We start from the raw sequence: 14,386 nt of genomic DNA, 5'->3' as shown, positions 1-14,386 counted from the left end.
AACCCAGAAAAGGTGGCAAATAAAACCATACGTATAGGAACCCGCGATAGCGAATTGGCACTTTGGCAGGCACATACGGTTCAAAAAAAGCTTCAGGATTTAGGTTATACAACCGAAATCATCGCCGTAAAATCAGATGGAGATATCATTCTTGATAAACCACTCTACGAACTCGGAATTACCGGAATTTTTACCAAAACTTTAGATGTTGCTATGATTAGTGGCAAAGTAGATATTGCGGTACATTCGATGAAAGATGTGCCTACTGCGCTACCCAATGGAATTGTTCAAGCAGCCGTTTTAGAACGCGCCAATGTTTTGGATATTTTGGTGTACAAAGGGAACACCGATTTTCTTACTTCAGAAGCCACAATAGCAACAGGAAGTTTGCGTCGTCAGGCACAATGGTGGCATAAATTCCCAAATCATAAAGTCGTTGATTTACGCGGAAACGTCAATACCCGAATGCAGAAATTAAAGGATAACGATTGGAACGGAGCTGTTTTTGCGGCAGCTGGTTTGGAACGCATTAACTTAAAACCTGATAGTTTTATCAATTTAGATTGGATGATTCCGGCACCGGCACAAGGCGCAATGGTTATTGTCGCTATGGAAAATGACGATTTTACAATAGACGCTGTTTCTCAATTAAATGATATTGAAACCGAAATTTGCACCTATATCGAAAGGCAGTTTTTACGAACATTAGAAGGTGGTTGTACAGCGCCAATCGGAGCTTTAGCACGATATAATGAAGAAGAAGACACTATAGATTTCAAAGGAGTTTTGTTGTCCATTGATGGAAAACAAAAACTGGAAGTTGATAAAAAGGTGGATATATCTGAGTGGAAAAAATTAGGATTCAATTCGGCCCAAGAAATTTTAGAAAATGGAGGTGCTGAGTTGATGACTGAAATTAAAACGCAGTTGAAGAAGTAATGCAACATCCAATTCACATAGTCTCAACAAAAAAGCTTTCTGAAAAACAAAAGCAGCAATTGTTGAATGTGGATTTTTCAGTACTAGATAAAAACTTTATCCGAATCCAAATTAGGGATTTTGAAGTGGATGATATAAATGAGTATGTTATTTTTACCAGTCAAAATGCAGTAGAAAGCGTTCTTAGAAATACTAAAGCAGCAGAAATTAAAACCAAAAAATGCTTTTGTGTAGGCGAAAAAACAAAAGCATTATTAGAACAAAATGATTTTGAGATTATTGAATATTCCGATTATGCTGCCGAATTGGCTTCGATAATTTGTAACCAATATTCTAAAAACAGCTTTACGTTTTTCTGTGGAAATATCCGCAGAGATGTTTTGCCCGATGCATTGCGATTAGTCCAAATAGTTTTAGACGAGGTTGAAGTTTATCAAACCCTAACAGAAACGCATAAAATAGCTTTTATTCCCGACGGCATATTATTTTTCAGTCCGTCAGCAGTCGAAAGTTATTTGCAGGAAAATAAAATTGAAAATGAAGCCTGTTTTTGCATCGGAAACACAACAGCCGAAGCTTTAAAAACAGTAACATCTAATATAATTATTGCCCATCAGCCGACCGTTGAAAGTGTAGTAATGAAATGTGTAGAATTTTTCAGCTATAAGCAGTAAGCTATAGGCTGTAAGCAATAAAATAACTTAAAAAAGCCTAAAGCCTTGTGCTTAAAGCCTAAAGCAATAAAAGACAATGATTAAAAACGACCTTTTTTTAAGAGCCTTAAACAACGAAACCGTAGAACGTCCACCCGTTTGGATGATGCGTCAAGCCGGAAGATATTTACCCGAATTCCGCGCCTTGCGAGACAAATACGATTTCTTTACCCGTTGCGAAACGCCTGAGTTAGCTGCAGAAATCACGGTACAGCCTATCCGAATTGTAAAACCGGATGCCGCGATTTTGTTTTCGGATATTTTGGTGGTTCCTAGAGCGATGGGAATTCACGTAGAGTTGAAAGACAACTTAGGACCTATTATTCCGAATCCGATTCGCTCCATGGAAGATGTCAACAAAACCTTTGTTCCCGATGTTCATGAAACGTTAGGTTACGTTTTTGACGCCATCAAACTAACCAAAGAAATGCTAAACGATGAGGTGCCGCTAATTGGTTTCGCAGGATCGCCATGGACGATTTTCTGTTATGCAGTCGAAGGCAAAGGTTCTAAAAGCTTCGATACGGCCAAAGGATTCTGTTTCTCCAATCCGGTTGCCGCGCATACATTATTACAAAAAATCACCGATACGACTATTTTATATCTAAAAGAAAAAGTAAAAGCAGGTTGCAACGCCATTCAGATTTTTGACTCTTGGGGCGGCATGCTTTCTCCCGAAGATTACAAAGAATTCTCTTGGAAATACATCAATCAAATTGTAGACGCCTTAGCCGAAGACACCAAAGTAATCGTATTCGGAAAGGGATGCTGGTTTGCTTTAAACGATATGGCCAAATCAAAAGCTTCAGCACTTGGTGTAGATTGGACATGTTCCGCCAGAAATGCTCGTTATTTATCAGGAGGAAAAATCACATTACAAGGAAATTTCGACCCGTCAAGATTATTATCTCCCATCCCAACCATCAAAAAAATGGTGCACGAAATGATTGATGAATTCGGAAAAGACAATTACATCGTAAACTTGGGTCACGGAATTTTACCCAATATTCCGGTTGATCACGCCAAAGCTTTTATTGAAGCGGTTAAGGAATATAACCAGTAGATGATACAATCAGATTCATTTCATATAATCACTTTACAAGCGGAAGACGCAAAAAGTTTATCTGAAATGATGGTTATGAATTTTGATAACTTTAAACGTTATTTTCCAATTACTCTATCAAAAAATCAATCGTTAGAAGAGAGTATTAAATACATTGAAGAAAAAAGAAACGAAAATAAATCTAAATCAGAATTTACTTTTGGAATAAAAGACATTATAAACGGAAACATTGCGGGTTTAATAATCATAAAAAAAATAAATTGGGAAACCAAACAAGGTGAGTTTGCCTATTGCATCAGTTCTGAATATGAAAATAAAGGTTGGATGTCAAAAGCAATTGCCTTAACATCAAAATATGGTTTTGAAGTTTTAGGTTTTGAAAAGTTTCAAATTATTGCACACAAAACAAATATTGGAAGTTGTAAAGTAGCTCAAAAAAGTGATTTCAAATGGCAGAAAACACTTCTAAATGAATATACACCACCAGAAGAATCTCCATTAGATATGGAATTATATGAATTATACAATGAAAGATAAATTCTATCAATATATCCAAAACCTCCAAGACCAAATCACTTCAACCCTAGAAGCAGTAGATGGTATGGCCCAATTTCGCGAAGACATTTGGGAACGTCCCGAGGGCGGAGGCGGAAGAACACGTGTGATAGAAAATGGAAACGTTTTTGAAAAAGGTGGCGTCAACATTTCAGCCGTTCACGGTAAATTACCCGAAGCCATGCAAAAAATGTTTGGAGTAGGCGAAGCTGATTTCTTTGCGTGCGGATTAAGTTTAGTGATTCATCCTAAAAACCCAATGGTGCCAACGGTTCATGCTAATTGGCGCTATTTCGAAATGTACGACGATGCGGGAACTGTGATTAATTCATGGTTTGGTGGCGGTCAGGATTTAACGCCGTATTATCTGTTTGAAGAAGATGCGCAACATTTTCATCAAACCTGCAAAACCGCTTGCGACAAGCACAATCTCGAGTTTTATCCGAAGTATAAAAAACAATGCGATGCTTACTTCTGGAACGCACACCGCAACGAAGCCCGAGGCATTGGCGGATTATTCTTTGACTATTGCAAGGAGTCTGAAGATATAAAAATGGAAGATTGGTACAATTTCGTAACTGAAGTCGGCAACAGTTTCTGCGAAGCCTACGTTCCCATCGTAGAAAGAAGAAAAGAACTGACATATACCGAAGCTCAAAAAACCTGGCAAGAAATCCGCCGTGGTCGTTACGTCGAGTTCAATTTGGTGCACGACAAAGGCACCTTATTCGGCTTAAAAACCAACGGTCGCATCGAATCGATTTTGATGAGTTTACCACCACACGTACAATGGGTATACGACCATCATCCGGAAGCGGGAAGTGCAGAAGAAAAATTAATCAAGACATTAATGAATCCGGTAGAATGGGTGTGAAAAGGCCTAATATAATTGCTTTTTTTACCGTCATTAGTGCTTGGTCACAAAATGACACCATCAAGTCTGCCCATTTCAAAACCTACGAGGAATCTATTATTTCAAGTTTGTATTATTTGGATACTTCTAATAGTTTCGAAATCATTTACAATGCCAACAATACTACAAATTACCTCAATTTAGAGCCCAACAAAAGAGCCCAAATCGGAGCCAATGTGAGCTATAAATTGATTGATATTAGTTATGGTTTTTCGCCCTCTTTTTTAACTGAAAACAAAGACAACAGCGGTTCCAAACACTTTACAATCAGTACCCGTTTTTATCTCAAAAAATGGATGCAGTCGTTTACTTTTATCAACCAAACCGGATTTTACATCAGTGATGGTGCTACCGAAACTGCTTTCCCAAAAATGCGTACCACAAAGATTGGCGGAACCACATCGTATATCTTCAACGACAAGTTTTCGTTCAAAACGTTGGCCAATCAAAAGGAATGGCAAACCACCAGCGCTGGAAGTTTTATCCCTAATTTTTCGATTTATTACACCAATATTGACTTGAACAGTCCATCAGCTGGGAATCACAGCGATATTTTTATTTTTTCATTGGCTCCTTCTTATTTTTACAATTGGGTGATTCACGAAAAACTACTGCTCTCAGCCGGATTGTCGGCAGGATACGGTTTGAATAGTGTCGATGGTGATGTATACGGTATTGCAGAAGTCAGTTCCAATTTCAAAATAGGATACAATACGGACACTTTTTTTACCTTTGTGAACTATAATTTTTCAAAATTCAACCAAAACACTAACACGCAAATTCGGTTGAATGACGCAATAAATACGCTTAAATTTACACTAGGATATCGCTTCAAGGCACCCAAAAAATTGACGCAGCTTTACGATAAAGCCAACAAAAAAATAGGAATTTAACACACACAAAATATGTTTCCACTACAAAGAGGCAGAAGATTACGCGTTAACGAAAGTATTCGTTCGTTAGTGCGCGAAACTACATTAAGTCCAAGTGATTTTATGTTCCCGATGTTCATCGCAGAAGGCGAAAACTATCAATCTGAAATTGCCTCCATGCCCGGAATTTTCCGTCGCTCCATCGATTTAACAGTGGCTGAAGTCCAAGAACTTTTCGCGCTCGGAATAAGAGCCGTAAACATTTACGTAAAAGTCGATGAAAGCCTAAAAGACAACACCGGAAAAGAAGCATGGAATCCGAACGGATTAATGCAAAATGCCATCAAAGCCATCAAAAAAGCTTGTCCCGAAATGATTGTAATGCCTGATGTAGCACTAGATCCTTATTCGATTTACGGACACGACGGTATCATCGAAAACGGAGATATTGCTAACGATGCGACCAATGAAGCCTTAGTAAAAATGGCCGTTTCTCATGCGCAGGCTGGAGCCGATTTTGTGGCACCAAGCGATATGATGGACGGACGTGTGTTGCGTTTGCGTCAAGGTTTGGATGCTGCCGGATTTCAAAATGTGGGTATCATGAGTTATTCAGCGAAATATGCTTCGGCGTTTTATGGCCCGTTTCGCGATGCTTTAGATAGCGCTCCAAGAGAATCCAATATTGAAGTGCCGAAAGACAAAAAAACCTATCAAATGGATTATGCGAACCGTCTCGAAGCCATCAAAGAAGCGCTTATGGACGTAGAAGAAGGCGCCGATATGGTCATGGTAAAACCCGGAATTGCCTATTTGGACATCGTTCGCGAAGTAAAAAATGCCGTGAATGTTCCGGTGACCGTGTTTCATGTTTCGGGTGAATATGCCATGATTAAAGCCGCTTCCGAAAGAGGTTGGCTCGACCACGACAAAATTATGATGGAGCAATTGATGTGCATCAAGCGCGCTGGAGCCAGTTTGATTTCGACCTATTTTGCCAAAGAAGCAGCAATTTTGCTGAATAAATAGTATTATCCTGAGTGCAGTCAAAAGGAGGAGCGAGTGGTTCGGGCATTTACAGCAATCCATGTTCCCGCTTTCCGCATTACAAAGTAATTGCTGCAATCGGGGCTAAAAGAAAAACGTATTGAATTTTTGTAAACTATGAAAAATCGCTATTCATTATTAATCATTGTACTGTTCACATTAGTGTCTTGCAAAAAAGACAATCAGGAAAATTTCGGAAAATCAACGGACACTGAAACAACCAAAAAAATATCAGGACAAGAACTTTTTGAAGGTAAAGGCAACTGTGTTGCCTGCCACAAGCCAGACCAAAAAATCATTGGTCCGAGTATAGCGGAAATTGCCAAAATCTACAAAGAAAATAAAGGCAGTATTGTTGCTTTTCTAAAAGAAGAGGCGGAGCCAATCGTCGATCCAAGTCAGTATGACATTATGAAAACTAATTTTGCCATAACCAAAACAATGAGCGATGAAGAACTCCAAGCTTTAGAAGACTACATCTATAGCTATTCAAAGTAAATTCCACTTAAACTTCGTACTATCTTCGAGTTCTTAGTGGTTAAATTACTAACTTTATCAAATGCAAACGGCGTATATAGATTCACCACTCGGAATCACCAAAATTGTTGGCGATGCCAACGGTATTTCCGAAATATCTATTCTAAGTGAAGGTAAAATAGCTACCCAAATTCCGAAAGAATTGCAGTGTTGCGTTTCTCAACTTCAGGAGTATTTTGAAGGACAACGACACCATTTCGATTTTAAAATCAATCCACAAGGAACCGAATTTCAGCAAAAAGTGTGGCAGGAATTAGTAAACATTCCTTTTGGAAAAACCATTTCGTATCTCGAGCTGTCCAAAAAACTAGGCGATGTAAAAGCGATTCGAGCCGTAGCTTCGGCCAATGGTAGAAACCCACTTTGGATTGTTGTTCCGTGTCATCGCGTCATCGGAACGGATGGTTCTCTTACGGGATATGCCGGTGGTTTGTGGCGCAAAAAATGGTTGTTGGAACACGAGAGTTCGTCCAAACAACAATCACTTTTTTAAAATTTTTCTTTCATATTTAGATTTATTAGTTTAATTTTAAGTCGGTAAATTCTTAAATTTAATAAGATGATTGAAAAGATAAACCTCAATAATATTCTCTTCTTCGACATTGAAACGGTTCCTGAAAGCGAAAATTTTACAAACTTGGATACCGAAATGCAAGACCTTTGGGAACAAAAAACACAGTATCAAAGACGCGAAGAATTCACTCCGGAAGATTTTTATGAACGCGCCGGAATTTGGGCAGAATTCGGTAAAATTGTTTGCATTTCTGTAGGTTATTTTGTGAATAAAGGAGACATTCGAAACTTCAGAGTTACGTCATTTTTTGGTGACGAGATAAAGATTTTAAAGGATTTTTCTAGTTTATTGGATACTCATTTTAATCAAGCAGCACACGTTTTATGCGGTCATAATGCTAAAGAATTTGACATTCCGTTTATAGCACGCCGAATGATCATCAATCAAATCGCCATTCCACATAAACTCAATTTATTTGGTAAAAAACCATGGGAAATTCCGCATTTGGACACTCTAGAGTTATGGAAATTTGGGGACTACAAGCACTTTACTTCCTTAAAACTTCTGACCAAAATCCTAGGAATTCCATCGCCAAAAGGAGATATTGACGGAAGCCAAGTGGCTCATGTATATTATGTAGAAAAGGATATTGACAGAATCGTTGTCTATTGTGAAAAGGATGTCATTGCTGTAGCTCAAATCTTCCTTAGACTGCGCAGAGAAGAGTTATTAATTGACGATGAAATTATTCATGTATAAAAAAAGGCTTCCCAACGGGAAGCCTTTTTAGTACTTTTTTAGTTTCTTTTCAGAATTATTTTTTTGGTTACAGAAGCTTGCTCATTTTCTATATTCACCATATAAATGCCATCCTGAAGATTTTCAATTCCGAAAGAAGTGGTTACCTGAGTAGTTTCTTTTGAAAAAATTTGTCTTCCCTGTAAATCGAATAATTTGATGGTTGCCTTATCCGTTAATGCAGGAATAGCAACATTGATAATTCCTTGCGATGGATTTGGATAAACGCTACTGTTCACAATCGGATTATCACCAACAGACAAGGCACTTTGCACTCTGCACAAATTAATACTGAAGTTGTTGATAGTTCCACCATCTTCATTATTAAAATCAAAAACTCTTAAAATCCATTCTCCATCAGCAGGCAAAGTGTTTAACGAACTCAAAGAATCCACAGGAGCTATATTTCCGGATACAGCAGGAATGCCAGTACAAGACGGAGAAACTCCGTCGTCATCCATCGTACAATTGATATTTTGATTATCACCACATGGAATATCTAACAAAGTGATAATCGGACTTCCGATGGAAGCCGGACCTTCAAGTGTCACTTTTATATCTCCAATCCACGTGTGCGTTATGTCCATGATAACATTAATATCTCCAATAGTGTATCCGCCTGTAATTGTTAGAGGTACAAATGCTTCAGAATTCGGAACACTATCAATAAAATTATTAGAATAATCAGTAGCAGTAAAAGTGTTGTTACAAGCCAATGTACCCGTAGCAAAAGTAGCTATAGTCGCATTTGAATCTAAAGCATTTCCACAAAAATTAGCGGGAATCACTCTCCAATAATAACGTGTAGCCTCACTAAGTCCAGAGATTTGAAATTCATTATCTGTTGTAGTTTCATTGATTAAAAAACTTGAAAAATTTGGATTTGTAGAGACTTGAACATTGTAAGTTTGAGCATTAGGCTGAGTTACCCATGTTAAGTTTGCTGTAGTGGAGATTGCCTGTTGTCCCTCGGTTGGACTTTGTAACTGCACCGCCTGAAAATTACTGTTATACACTTTTAAAGATTTGTATCTTGTTTCAGTATCCGCAGCACTCGTTCCTTTTATACCAACAAAGTATTCATTTGGAGTTATGTTTGATAAACCTGAAATTGTCATAGTCACCAGTCCGTTTGCATTCAAAGAAGCAGGAGAAAACGAAGCAGATGCTCCAGCAGGCAAATCTACAGCGGAAAAAGTTGTGGTTCCTGAACTTGTTGGCGCTTGTGTATAGTTAAAGGTATACACTGCGTTCTGATTAGAACATACCGTTAAATTATCGGATGTAGAATTGATTGCAAAAGCAGAAGACAAGCCTGTAATTACTAAAGAATATTTTTGACTTCCAGTCACTAAAGATCCTTTGTGATTTACGGTAATAGTGTATTGACCAGCAGCTGGTGAATCAATTTTTACTTGTTCTACATTATCAACCGAATTGCCCTCTGTTCTAATGGCAGGACTATTGGGGTCCGCTGATAATTTCCAAGGATAGTAAGTAGCGTTGTTGCGTGTAATTCTAATATCCAAATCGTTTACCAAAGCCGGGGTGGCATCATTAGCAGATAAATTACCATTATTGGCTACTCCGGGAACATCTGTCCAGGTTATAGATGCCATTAACGGAATTCCTCCAGGAGAATTCACAGTCATAGTATATACTTGGTTGCTATTCAAATTTTCTTCGGAAACCCATGAAGTAATACCATTGTTGGTAATGGTTTCAACTGCTTTTTTAGCATTTAATAGACCCCATCCAAAAACTGGATCTGGACCTATTTCACCGGCATCGTCAGCAGTATGACAAGCTATACCTTTTAAGGTAGCAGCACGCATAAAACTATTAGTTAAATTTTTATAATGTTGTTGAAGTAATAGTAAAGTACCCGCAACATTCGGAGACGCCATTGAGGTTCCCGAAGACGCACCTGTTGCTGTATTACTAACATTGCTTGTTGAGGTAAGGTTGGATCCATTTCCAGTAATGTCTGGTTTAACCCTAAAATCATCCGTTGGACCTTCACTACTAAAACCACTGATATTAATACTGGCAGGATTCACGGTTCCATCGGTTGCTACAGTAACATCATCACAACTAGCTACGACTAAATTATTTTTGGCTGTTTTGTTGGCAACTAATTTGTCAAAACCAAAACTAAGAGGTTCAGTATTATCTTCATTTTGCCCATCGTTTCCAGCTGACATTACTGCTAAAAAATAAGGAGCATCATAAGCAATATCATCCCAAGCAACAGCATCAGAAGAATAAGAACCAATAAGCCATGCCGGAATTGTTGTCCCATTATTTGTAATAGGCACACCATAGGAATGATTTGAAACCAACATGCCTCCTTGTGCTTCAGCTATTGCTTCTGATTCGTCATCGGTCCAATTGAAAGTTCTTGCGTTAGCTTGTGACGCCATACCTTTTACGGATGCAGGAGAGCCAGCAGCAATCAAAGTACCTGCTACGTGCGTGGAGTGAAAGGCAGTTGTTGTAGAAGCGTCGTCAACAACCGTTAGTCTGCCACCAAAAGCATTGTGAGTTGCTCTTACATTCCCGCCATCCCATTCTCTAACAGTCATTCCTTGACCATTTAAATTTAGTCCAAGAGAACCACCAGTATTTAAATGATTGGCTCTAGTGGCTTTTGCAGCATTTACGTTGGTAGTTGCATAATAAATAGGAAAACCGGTTGGAGTCAGTTTCATTAATTCAGAAATACTTCCGTCCTCTTTTATAGTATACGTTGGCCAGTTTTTAGCTCGAGCTACAGCCAATGCTTTTTGTTTTTCTTCACGGGATTTTTTGAGGTAATAAGCTTCTTTTTCTTTAAGCTTAGTCATATCATATGCTGCCGTGATTTTTTGGATATCTTCTTTGGTTTGACCCAATAGAGAACCACAGACAAAGAGGATAGCAAATAACAATAAGTATTTCTTTTTCATAATTTTAGAGAAATGGGTTGTGTTAATAATAGCGAGCAAATATATATAATCAACAAATATATCATAGGTTTTATTGTTAAATATTCACAAAATTTTATCTATTGTTTACTACTTCGTAAATAAAATAAATTGGAATTGTTTTATTCAAAATTGAGAAATGCTATATTTACCAAAAAACAACCTATGGTTTTAAGTAGATTTTGGCTGGCTATTTTTGTTGCTTCAATTGTATTTGTTGTATTCAGTTTAAGCGTTGGAAACAGCTATACTATTGATAATGTTTTGAACGGAAAGAAGGATGACCGCATCTTAATCTCTGAAAAATATCTAGAGCAAGTACCAAAATTTGTAATGGATAGTATCAAGAAAGCTCCAGAGCAAACAATGATTATCAACAAAGACACGCTGAACGCTGATACTACGTATGTTTATAAAGCAAAGACTGTTAAAATTTATTCCGGAGTTCAAAAATCGGATGGATTGTTGCCAACGTGTAAAAACAGTTTACTCGATTTAATTCTGCCTTTAATAGCTTACCTCGCTTTTTTCTGTGGACTGATGCAGCTGTTGATAGACTCTGGTGCCTCCGAAAAATTAGCCAAAAGACTGAGTCCGGTATTTTCTAAAATATTTCCATCGATTCCTAAAAATCACGAATCGATATCCTATATGACCCTTAATTTTGCTGCCAATTTTCTAGGACTAGATTCGGCTGCCACACCGTTTGGGTTGAAAGCGATGCAGAGTCTACAAGAACTCAATCCCGAAAAAGATAAAGCCAGTGATGCCCAAATCATGTTTATGTGTCTCCATGCTGCAGGATTAACTTTAATTCCAACTTCCATCATTGGATATCGAGCCGCAGAAAATGCCAGTAATCCGGCCGACGTTATGCTACCGTGCATTATCACGTCCTTTATCGGAAGTATTGCAGCGTTTTTAATTGTGGGAATCCGTCAGAAAATCAATTTCAAAAGTGTTTCGTTGTTGGCAGCACTGATGGGTATCATTGGGGCCATTATCGGACTGTTGTTCTATATAAACACGTTGGATTTGATTGGTAAAAATGCTTTTACCTCTAATCTTTCTGGTTTAATGTTGGTAGTAATAATCGCGTTTACCTTGATTTTTTCTTTTATTCATGAGAAAAAATTTGTCGAAAAGGACACCACTATTTTTGATGCTTTTGTAACAGGAGCGAATCAAGGATTACAAACCGGAGTTAAGATTTTCCCTTATGTGATGGGAATGTTGGTAGCGATTTCGTTTTTCAGAAATAGCGGTTTATTCGAAATTATTAGTGACGGAATTTCTTTTGCCTTTTCCAATATTGGTGTCAGTAAACAAATTACAGATTCTTTACCAGTTGCGATGCTCAGACCTTTTAGTTCTGGTGGATCGCGTGGCTTTATGATTGATTCGATGCGTACTTTTGGTCCCGATTCTTTCACGGGAAGGCTGAGTTGTATTTTCCAATGCAGTGCCGAAACCACGTTTTATGTAATTGCAGTTTATTTTGGAAGCATCAATGTTAAAAATACGCGATACACACTAGGAACCATGCTTTTAGTAGATTTAATCTGCGTGATTACCGCTATTTTTGTAGCAAGCTGGTTTTTTTAAAATTTAAATAACATGTCATTCTCTGAATCATTCACCGATTTCTATAACAAAGTAAAAACCAGTTTTGCTGATGGTACTTTTGCCAAATTAACCATGGCGAAAACTATCGGAAATACCGATTTGATGAATATTTATGTGCGCCCAATTGTTGAGGAAGGGATTCTGAAAATGGAACTCAAATACAAGTTACAACAAGAAGAACAAATTGAAATCCACACCATTGATGCCACTCGGGATGTTTTGATACCTTATATTAACAATCCGTTTCTGTCGGCTATATTGTTTACAACCGAATTTGATTTGACCTACAAACTGAATAAAAAAAGAGCGGTAACGATCACAGAATCGTCCAATACTTTTGGCAATGCTTCTGAAGTGTTGTTGGCGTATCTTAATCAATAACCATCTCCGGAATTTCGCCTTCAATAATCAAATCAGCTTCGGTGGATGCGATGATGTGCTCTACTGAAACTCCGGGTGCGCGTTCCAATAGTTTAAATCCTTTGGGTGTGATTTCTAAAACGGCTAATTCGGTTACTACTTTTTTCACACAACCCACACCGGTTAAAGGTAAGGTGCATTTTTTCAGAATTTTGCTTTCACCGGCTTTGTTGACATGCATCATCGCCACAATAATATTTTCTGCAGAGGCTACTAAATCCATCGCGCCACCCATTCCTTTGACCATTTTTCCCGGAATTTTCCAATTAGCAATATCACCGTTTTCGGCTACTTCCATAGCTCCTAAAATGGTTAAATCGACCTTTTGACTGCGAATCATTCCGAAACTAAAAGCCGAGTCAAAGAAACTCGCGCCAGGCAACGTTGTAATGGTTTGTTTTCCCGCGTTGATGATATCAGCATTTTCTTCGCCTTCAAATGGGAAAGGTCCCATTCCGAGTACGCCGTTTTCACTCTGGAATTCTACCGAAATATCGGTGCGAACGTAGTTGGCTACCAAGGTTGGAATACCAATACCAAGGTTAACAAAGTATTTATCTTTTACTTCTTTTGCAATTCGTTTTGCAATTTCTTCTTTTCCTAGCATAATCTTACTGATTCAATTTGGAAATTTGGAAATTTGAAAATAAACTAAAACGAGCATCTTCAAATTTTCAAACTATCACATTTTCAAATTATCTTTTTCTAACGGTTCGTTGCTCGATTCTTTTTTCAAATTTTTCTCCTTTAAAGATGCGTTGCACCATGATTCCGGGAATGTGTATTTGATTCGGGTCAAGTGAGCCAACCGGAACTAATTCTTCTACTTCGGCAATCGTAATTTTAGCAGCACCAGCCATACAAGCGTTGAAGTTTCTGGCGGTACCTTTAAAAATAAGATTCCCGGCTTCGTCGCCTTTCCAAGCTTTGACTATAGAAAAATCGGCTTTGAAGGCTAACTCCATTACGTGCATTTTACCGTTGAATTCGCGGACTTCTTTTCCTTCCGCCACTTCGGTTCCGTATCCTGCTGGTGTAAAGAAAGCTGGAATTCCGGCTTGTGCGGCGCGGCATTTTTCGGCTAAGGTTCCTTGTGGTGTCAGTTCAACATCGAGTTCTCCGGACAGCATTTGACGTTCGAATTCGGCGTTTTCTCCCACATAGGAAGAAATCATTTTTTTAATTTGTCTTTTTTGAAGCAATAAGCCCAATCCGAAATCATCCACACCGGCATTGTTGGAAATACAGGTTAGACCTGTGGTTTCTTTTTTTACTAATTCGGCAATACTGTTTTCGGGAATACCGCAAAGGCCAAAGCCACCGAGCATGATGGTCATATTATTTTCAATGCCTTGCAGTGCTTCTTGAACGGAATTTACTTTTTTGTTAATCATGGTTAGTTTTGTTCTGTTTTTTTAGCCCC

Annotated in this window: 15 protein-coding genes; 12 read left to right on the top strand and 3 right to left on the bottom strand. The window is 38.2% G+C overall.

The window, feature by feature from the left end; genetic code table 11:
- The first annotated feature begins 12 nt into the window (after positions 1–12).
- From hemC to ACULEU_RS14675, 10 genes are all read left to right on the top strand, one after another.
- Positions 13–939: a hydroxymethylbilane synthase gene (gene hemC, locus ACULEU_RS14720; RefSeq protein ID WP_445453327.1), complete on the top strand. Its 927-nt coding sequence runs from the start codon at positions 13–15 to the stop codon at positions 937–939.
- A complete protein-coding gene (locus ACULEU_RS14715; protein ID WP_445453326.1) occupies positions 939–1,613 on the top strand; it encodes a uroporphyrinogen-III synthase in 675 nt (224 codons plus the stop codon). Before hemC ends, ACULEU_RS14715 begins: the two co-directional genes overlap by 1 nt.
- Before the next feature lie 76 nt (positions 1,614–1,689).
- Positions 1,690–2,715 carry a uroporphyrinogen decarboxylase gene (hemE, locus tag ACULEU_RS14710; protein ID WP_445453325.1) on the top strand — a complete coding sequence of 342 codons (1,026 nt, stop codon included), beginning with the start codon at positions 1,690–1,692 and terminating at the stop codon, positions 2,713–2,715.
- Entirely contained in the window at positions 2,716–3,252 is a 537-nt protein-coding gene (locus tag ACULEU_RS14705; protein ID WP_445453324.1) for a GNAT family N-acetyltransferase, read from the top strand.
- A complete protein-coding gene (gene hemF / locus ACULEU_RS14700) occupies positions 3,242–4,144 on the top strand; it encodes an oxygen-dependent coproporphyrinogen oxidase (protein ID WP_445453323.1) in 903 nt (300 codons plus the stop codon). Before ACULEU_RS14705 ends, hemF begins: the two co-directional genes overlap by 11 nt.
- Complete coding sequence (locus ACULEU_RS14695; RefSeq protein WP_445453322.1) at positions 4,135–5,076, top strand: DUF4421 family protein; 942 nt, start codon at positions 4,135–4,137, stop codon at positions 5,074–5,076. The genes hemF and ACULEU_RS14695 overlap by 10 nt, the downstream gene beginning before the upstream one ends.
- Before the next feature lie 12 nt (positions 5,077–5,088).
- Entirely contained in the window at positions 5,089–6,084 is a 996-nt protein-coding gene (gene hemB, locus ACULEU_RS14690; RefSeq protein WP_445453321.1) for a porphobilinogen synthase, read from the top strand.
- A 135-nt stretch (positions 6,085–6,219) separates the two neighbouring features.
- The gene (locus ACULEU_RS14685; protein WP_445453320.1) at positions 6,220–6,600 is read left to right on the top strand and encodes a c-type cytochrome; all 381 of its coding nucleotides are present in this window, start codon (positions 6,220–6,222) and stop codon (positions 6,598–6,600) included.
- 61 nt (positions 6,601–6,661) lie between these two features.
- On the top strand, positions 6,662–7,132 hold the full coding sequence (locus ACULEU_RS14680; RefSeq protein ID WP_445453319.1) for a methylated-DNA--[protein]-cysteine S-methyltransferase: 471 nt from the start codon (positions 6,662–6,664) through the stop codon (positions 7,130–7,132).
- Between the two features lie 66 nt (positions 7,133–7,198).
- Positions 7,199–7,912 carry a 3'-5' exonuclease gene (locus tag ACULEU_RS14675; protein ID WP_445453318.1) on the top strand — a complete coding sequence of 238 codons (714 nt, stop codon included), beginning with the start codon at positions 7,199–7,201 and terminating at the stop codon, positions 7,910–7,912.
- A 38-nt stretch (positions 7,913–7,950) separates the two neighbouring features.
- On the opposite strand, the gene ACULEU_RS14670 is transcribed toward ACULEU_RS14675, so the two are convergent.
- A complete protein-coding gene (locus ACULEU_RS14670; RefSeq protein WP_445453317.1) occupies positions 7,951–10,899 on the bottom strand; it encodes a S8 family serine peptidase in 2,949 nt (982 codons plus the stop codon).
- Between the two features lie 183 nt (positions 10,900–11,082).
- Here ACULEU_RS14670 and ACULEU_RS14665 point away from each other — a divergent pair, with 183 nt between their 5' ends.
- Both ACULEU_RS14665 and ACULEU_RS14660 read left to right on the top strand, forming a co-directional pair.
- On the top strand, positions 11,083–12,522 hold the full coding sequence (locus ACULEU_RS14665) for a nucleoside recognition domain-containing protein (RefSeq protein WP_445453316.1): 1,440 nt from the start codon (positions 11,083–11,085) through the stop codon (positions 12,520–12,522).
- 12 nt (positions 12,523–12,534) lie between these two features.
- A complete protein-coding gene (locus ACULEU_RS14660) occupies positions 12,535–12,924 on the top strand; it encodes a hypothetical protein (RefSeq protein WP_445453315.1) in 390 nt (129 codons plus the stop codon).
- Here the strand turns inward: ACULEU_RS14660 and ACULEU_RS14655 are convergent.
- Positions 12,914–13,570: a 3-oxoacid CoA-transferase subunit B gene (locus ACULEU_RS14655; RefSeq protein WP_445453314.1), complete on the bottom strand. Its 657-nt coding sequence runs from the start codon at positions 13,568–13,570 to the stop codon at positions 12,914–12,916. The genes ACULEU_RS14660 and ACULEU_RS14655 overlap by 11 nt on opposite strands.
- Positions 13,571–13,658: 88 nt before the next feature.
- Positions 13,659–14,357 (bottom strand): CoA transferase subunit A, encoded by a 699-nt coding sequence (locus ACULEU_RS14650; RefSeq protein ID WP_445453313.1) that lies wholly within the window; start codon positions 14,355–14,357, stop codon positions 13,659–13,661.
- Between the last annotated feature and the right edge of the window lie 29 nt (positions 14,358–14,386).

Source organism: Flavobacterium sp. 25HG05S-40, assembly GCF_052654735.1.
Note: the sequence above shows the minus strand (reverse complement) of the source record. Positions and strands in the feature narration are given on the sequence as shown.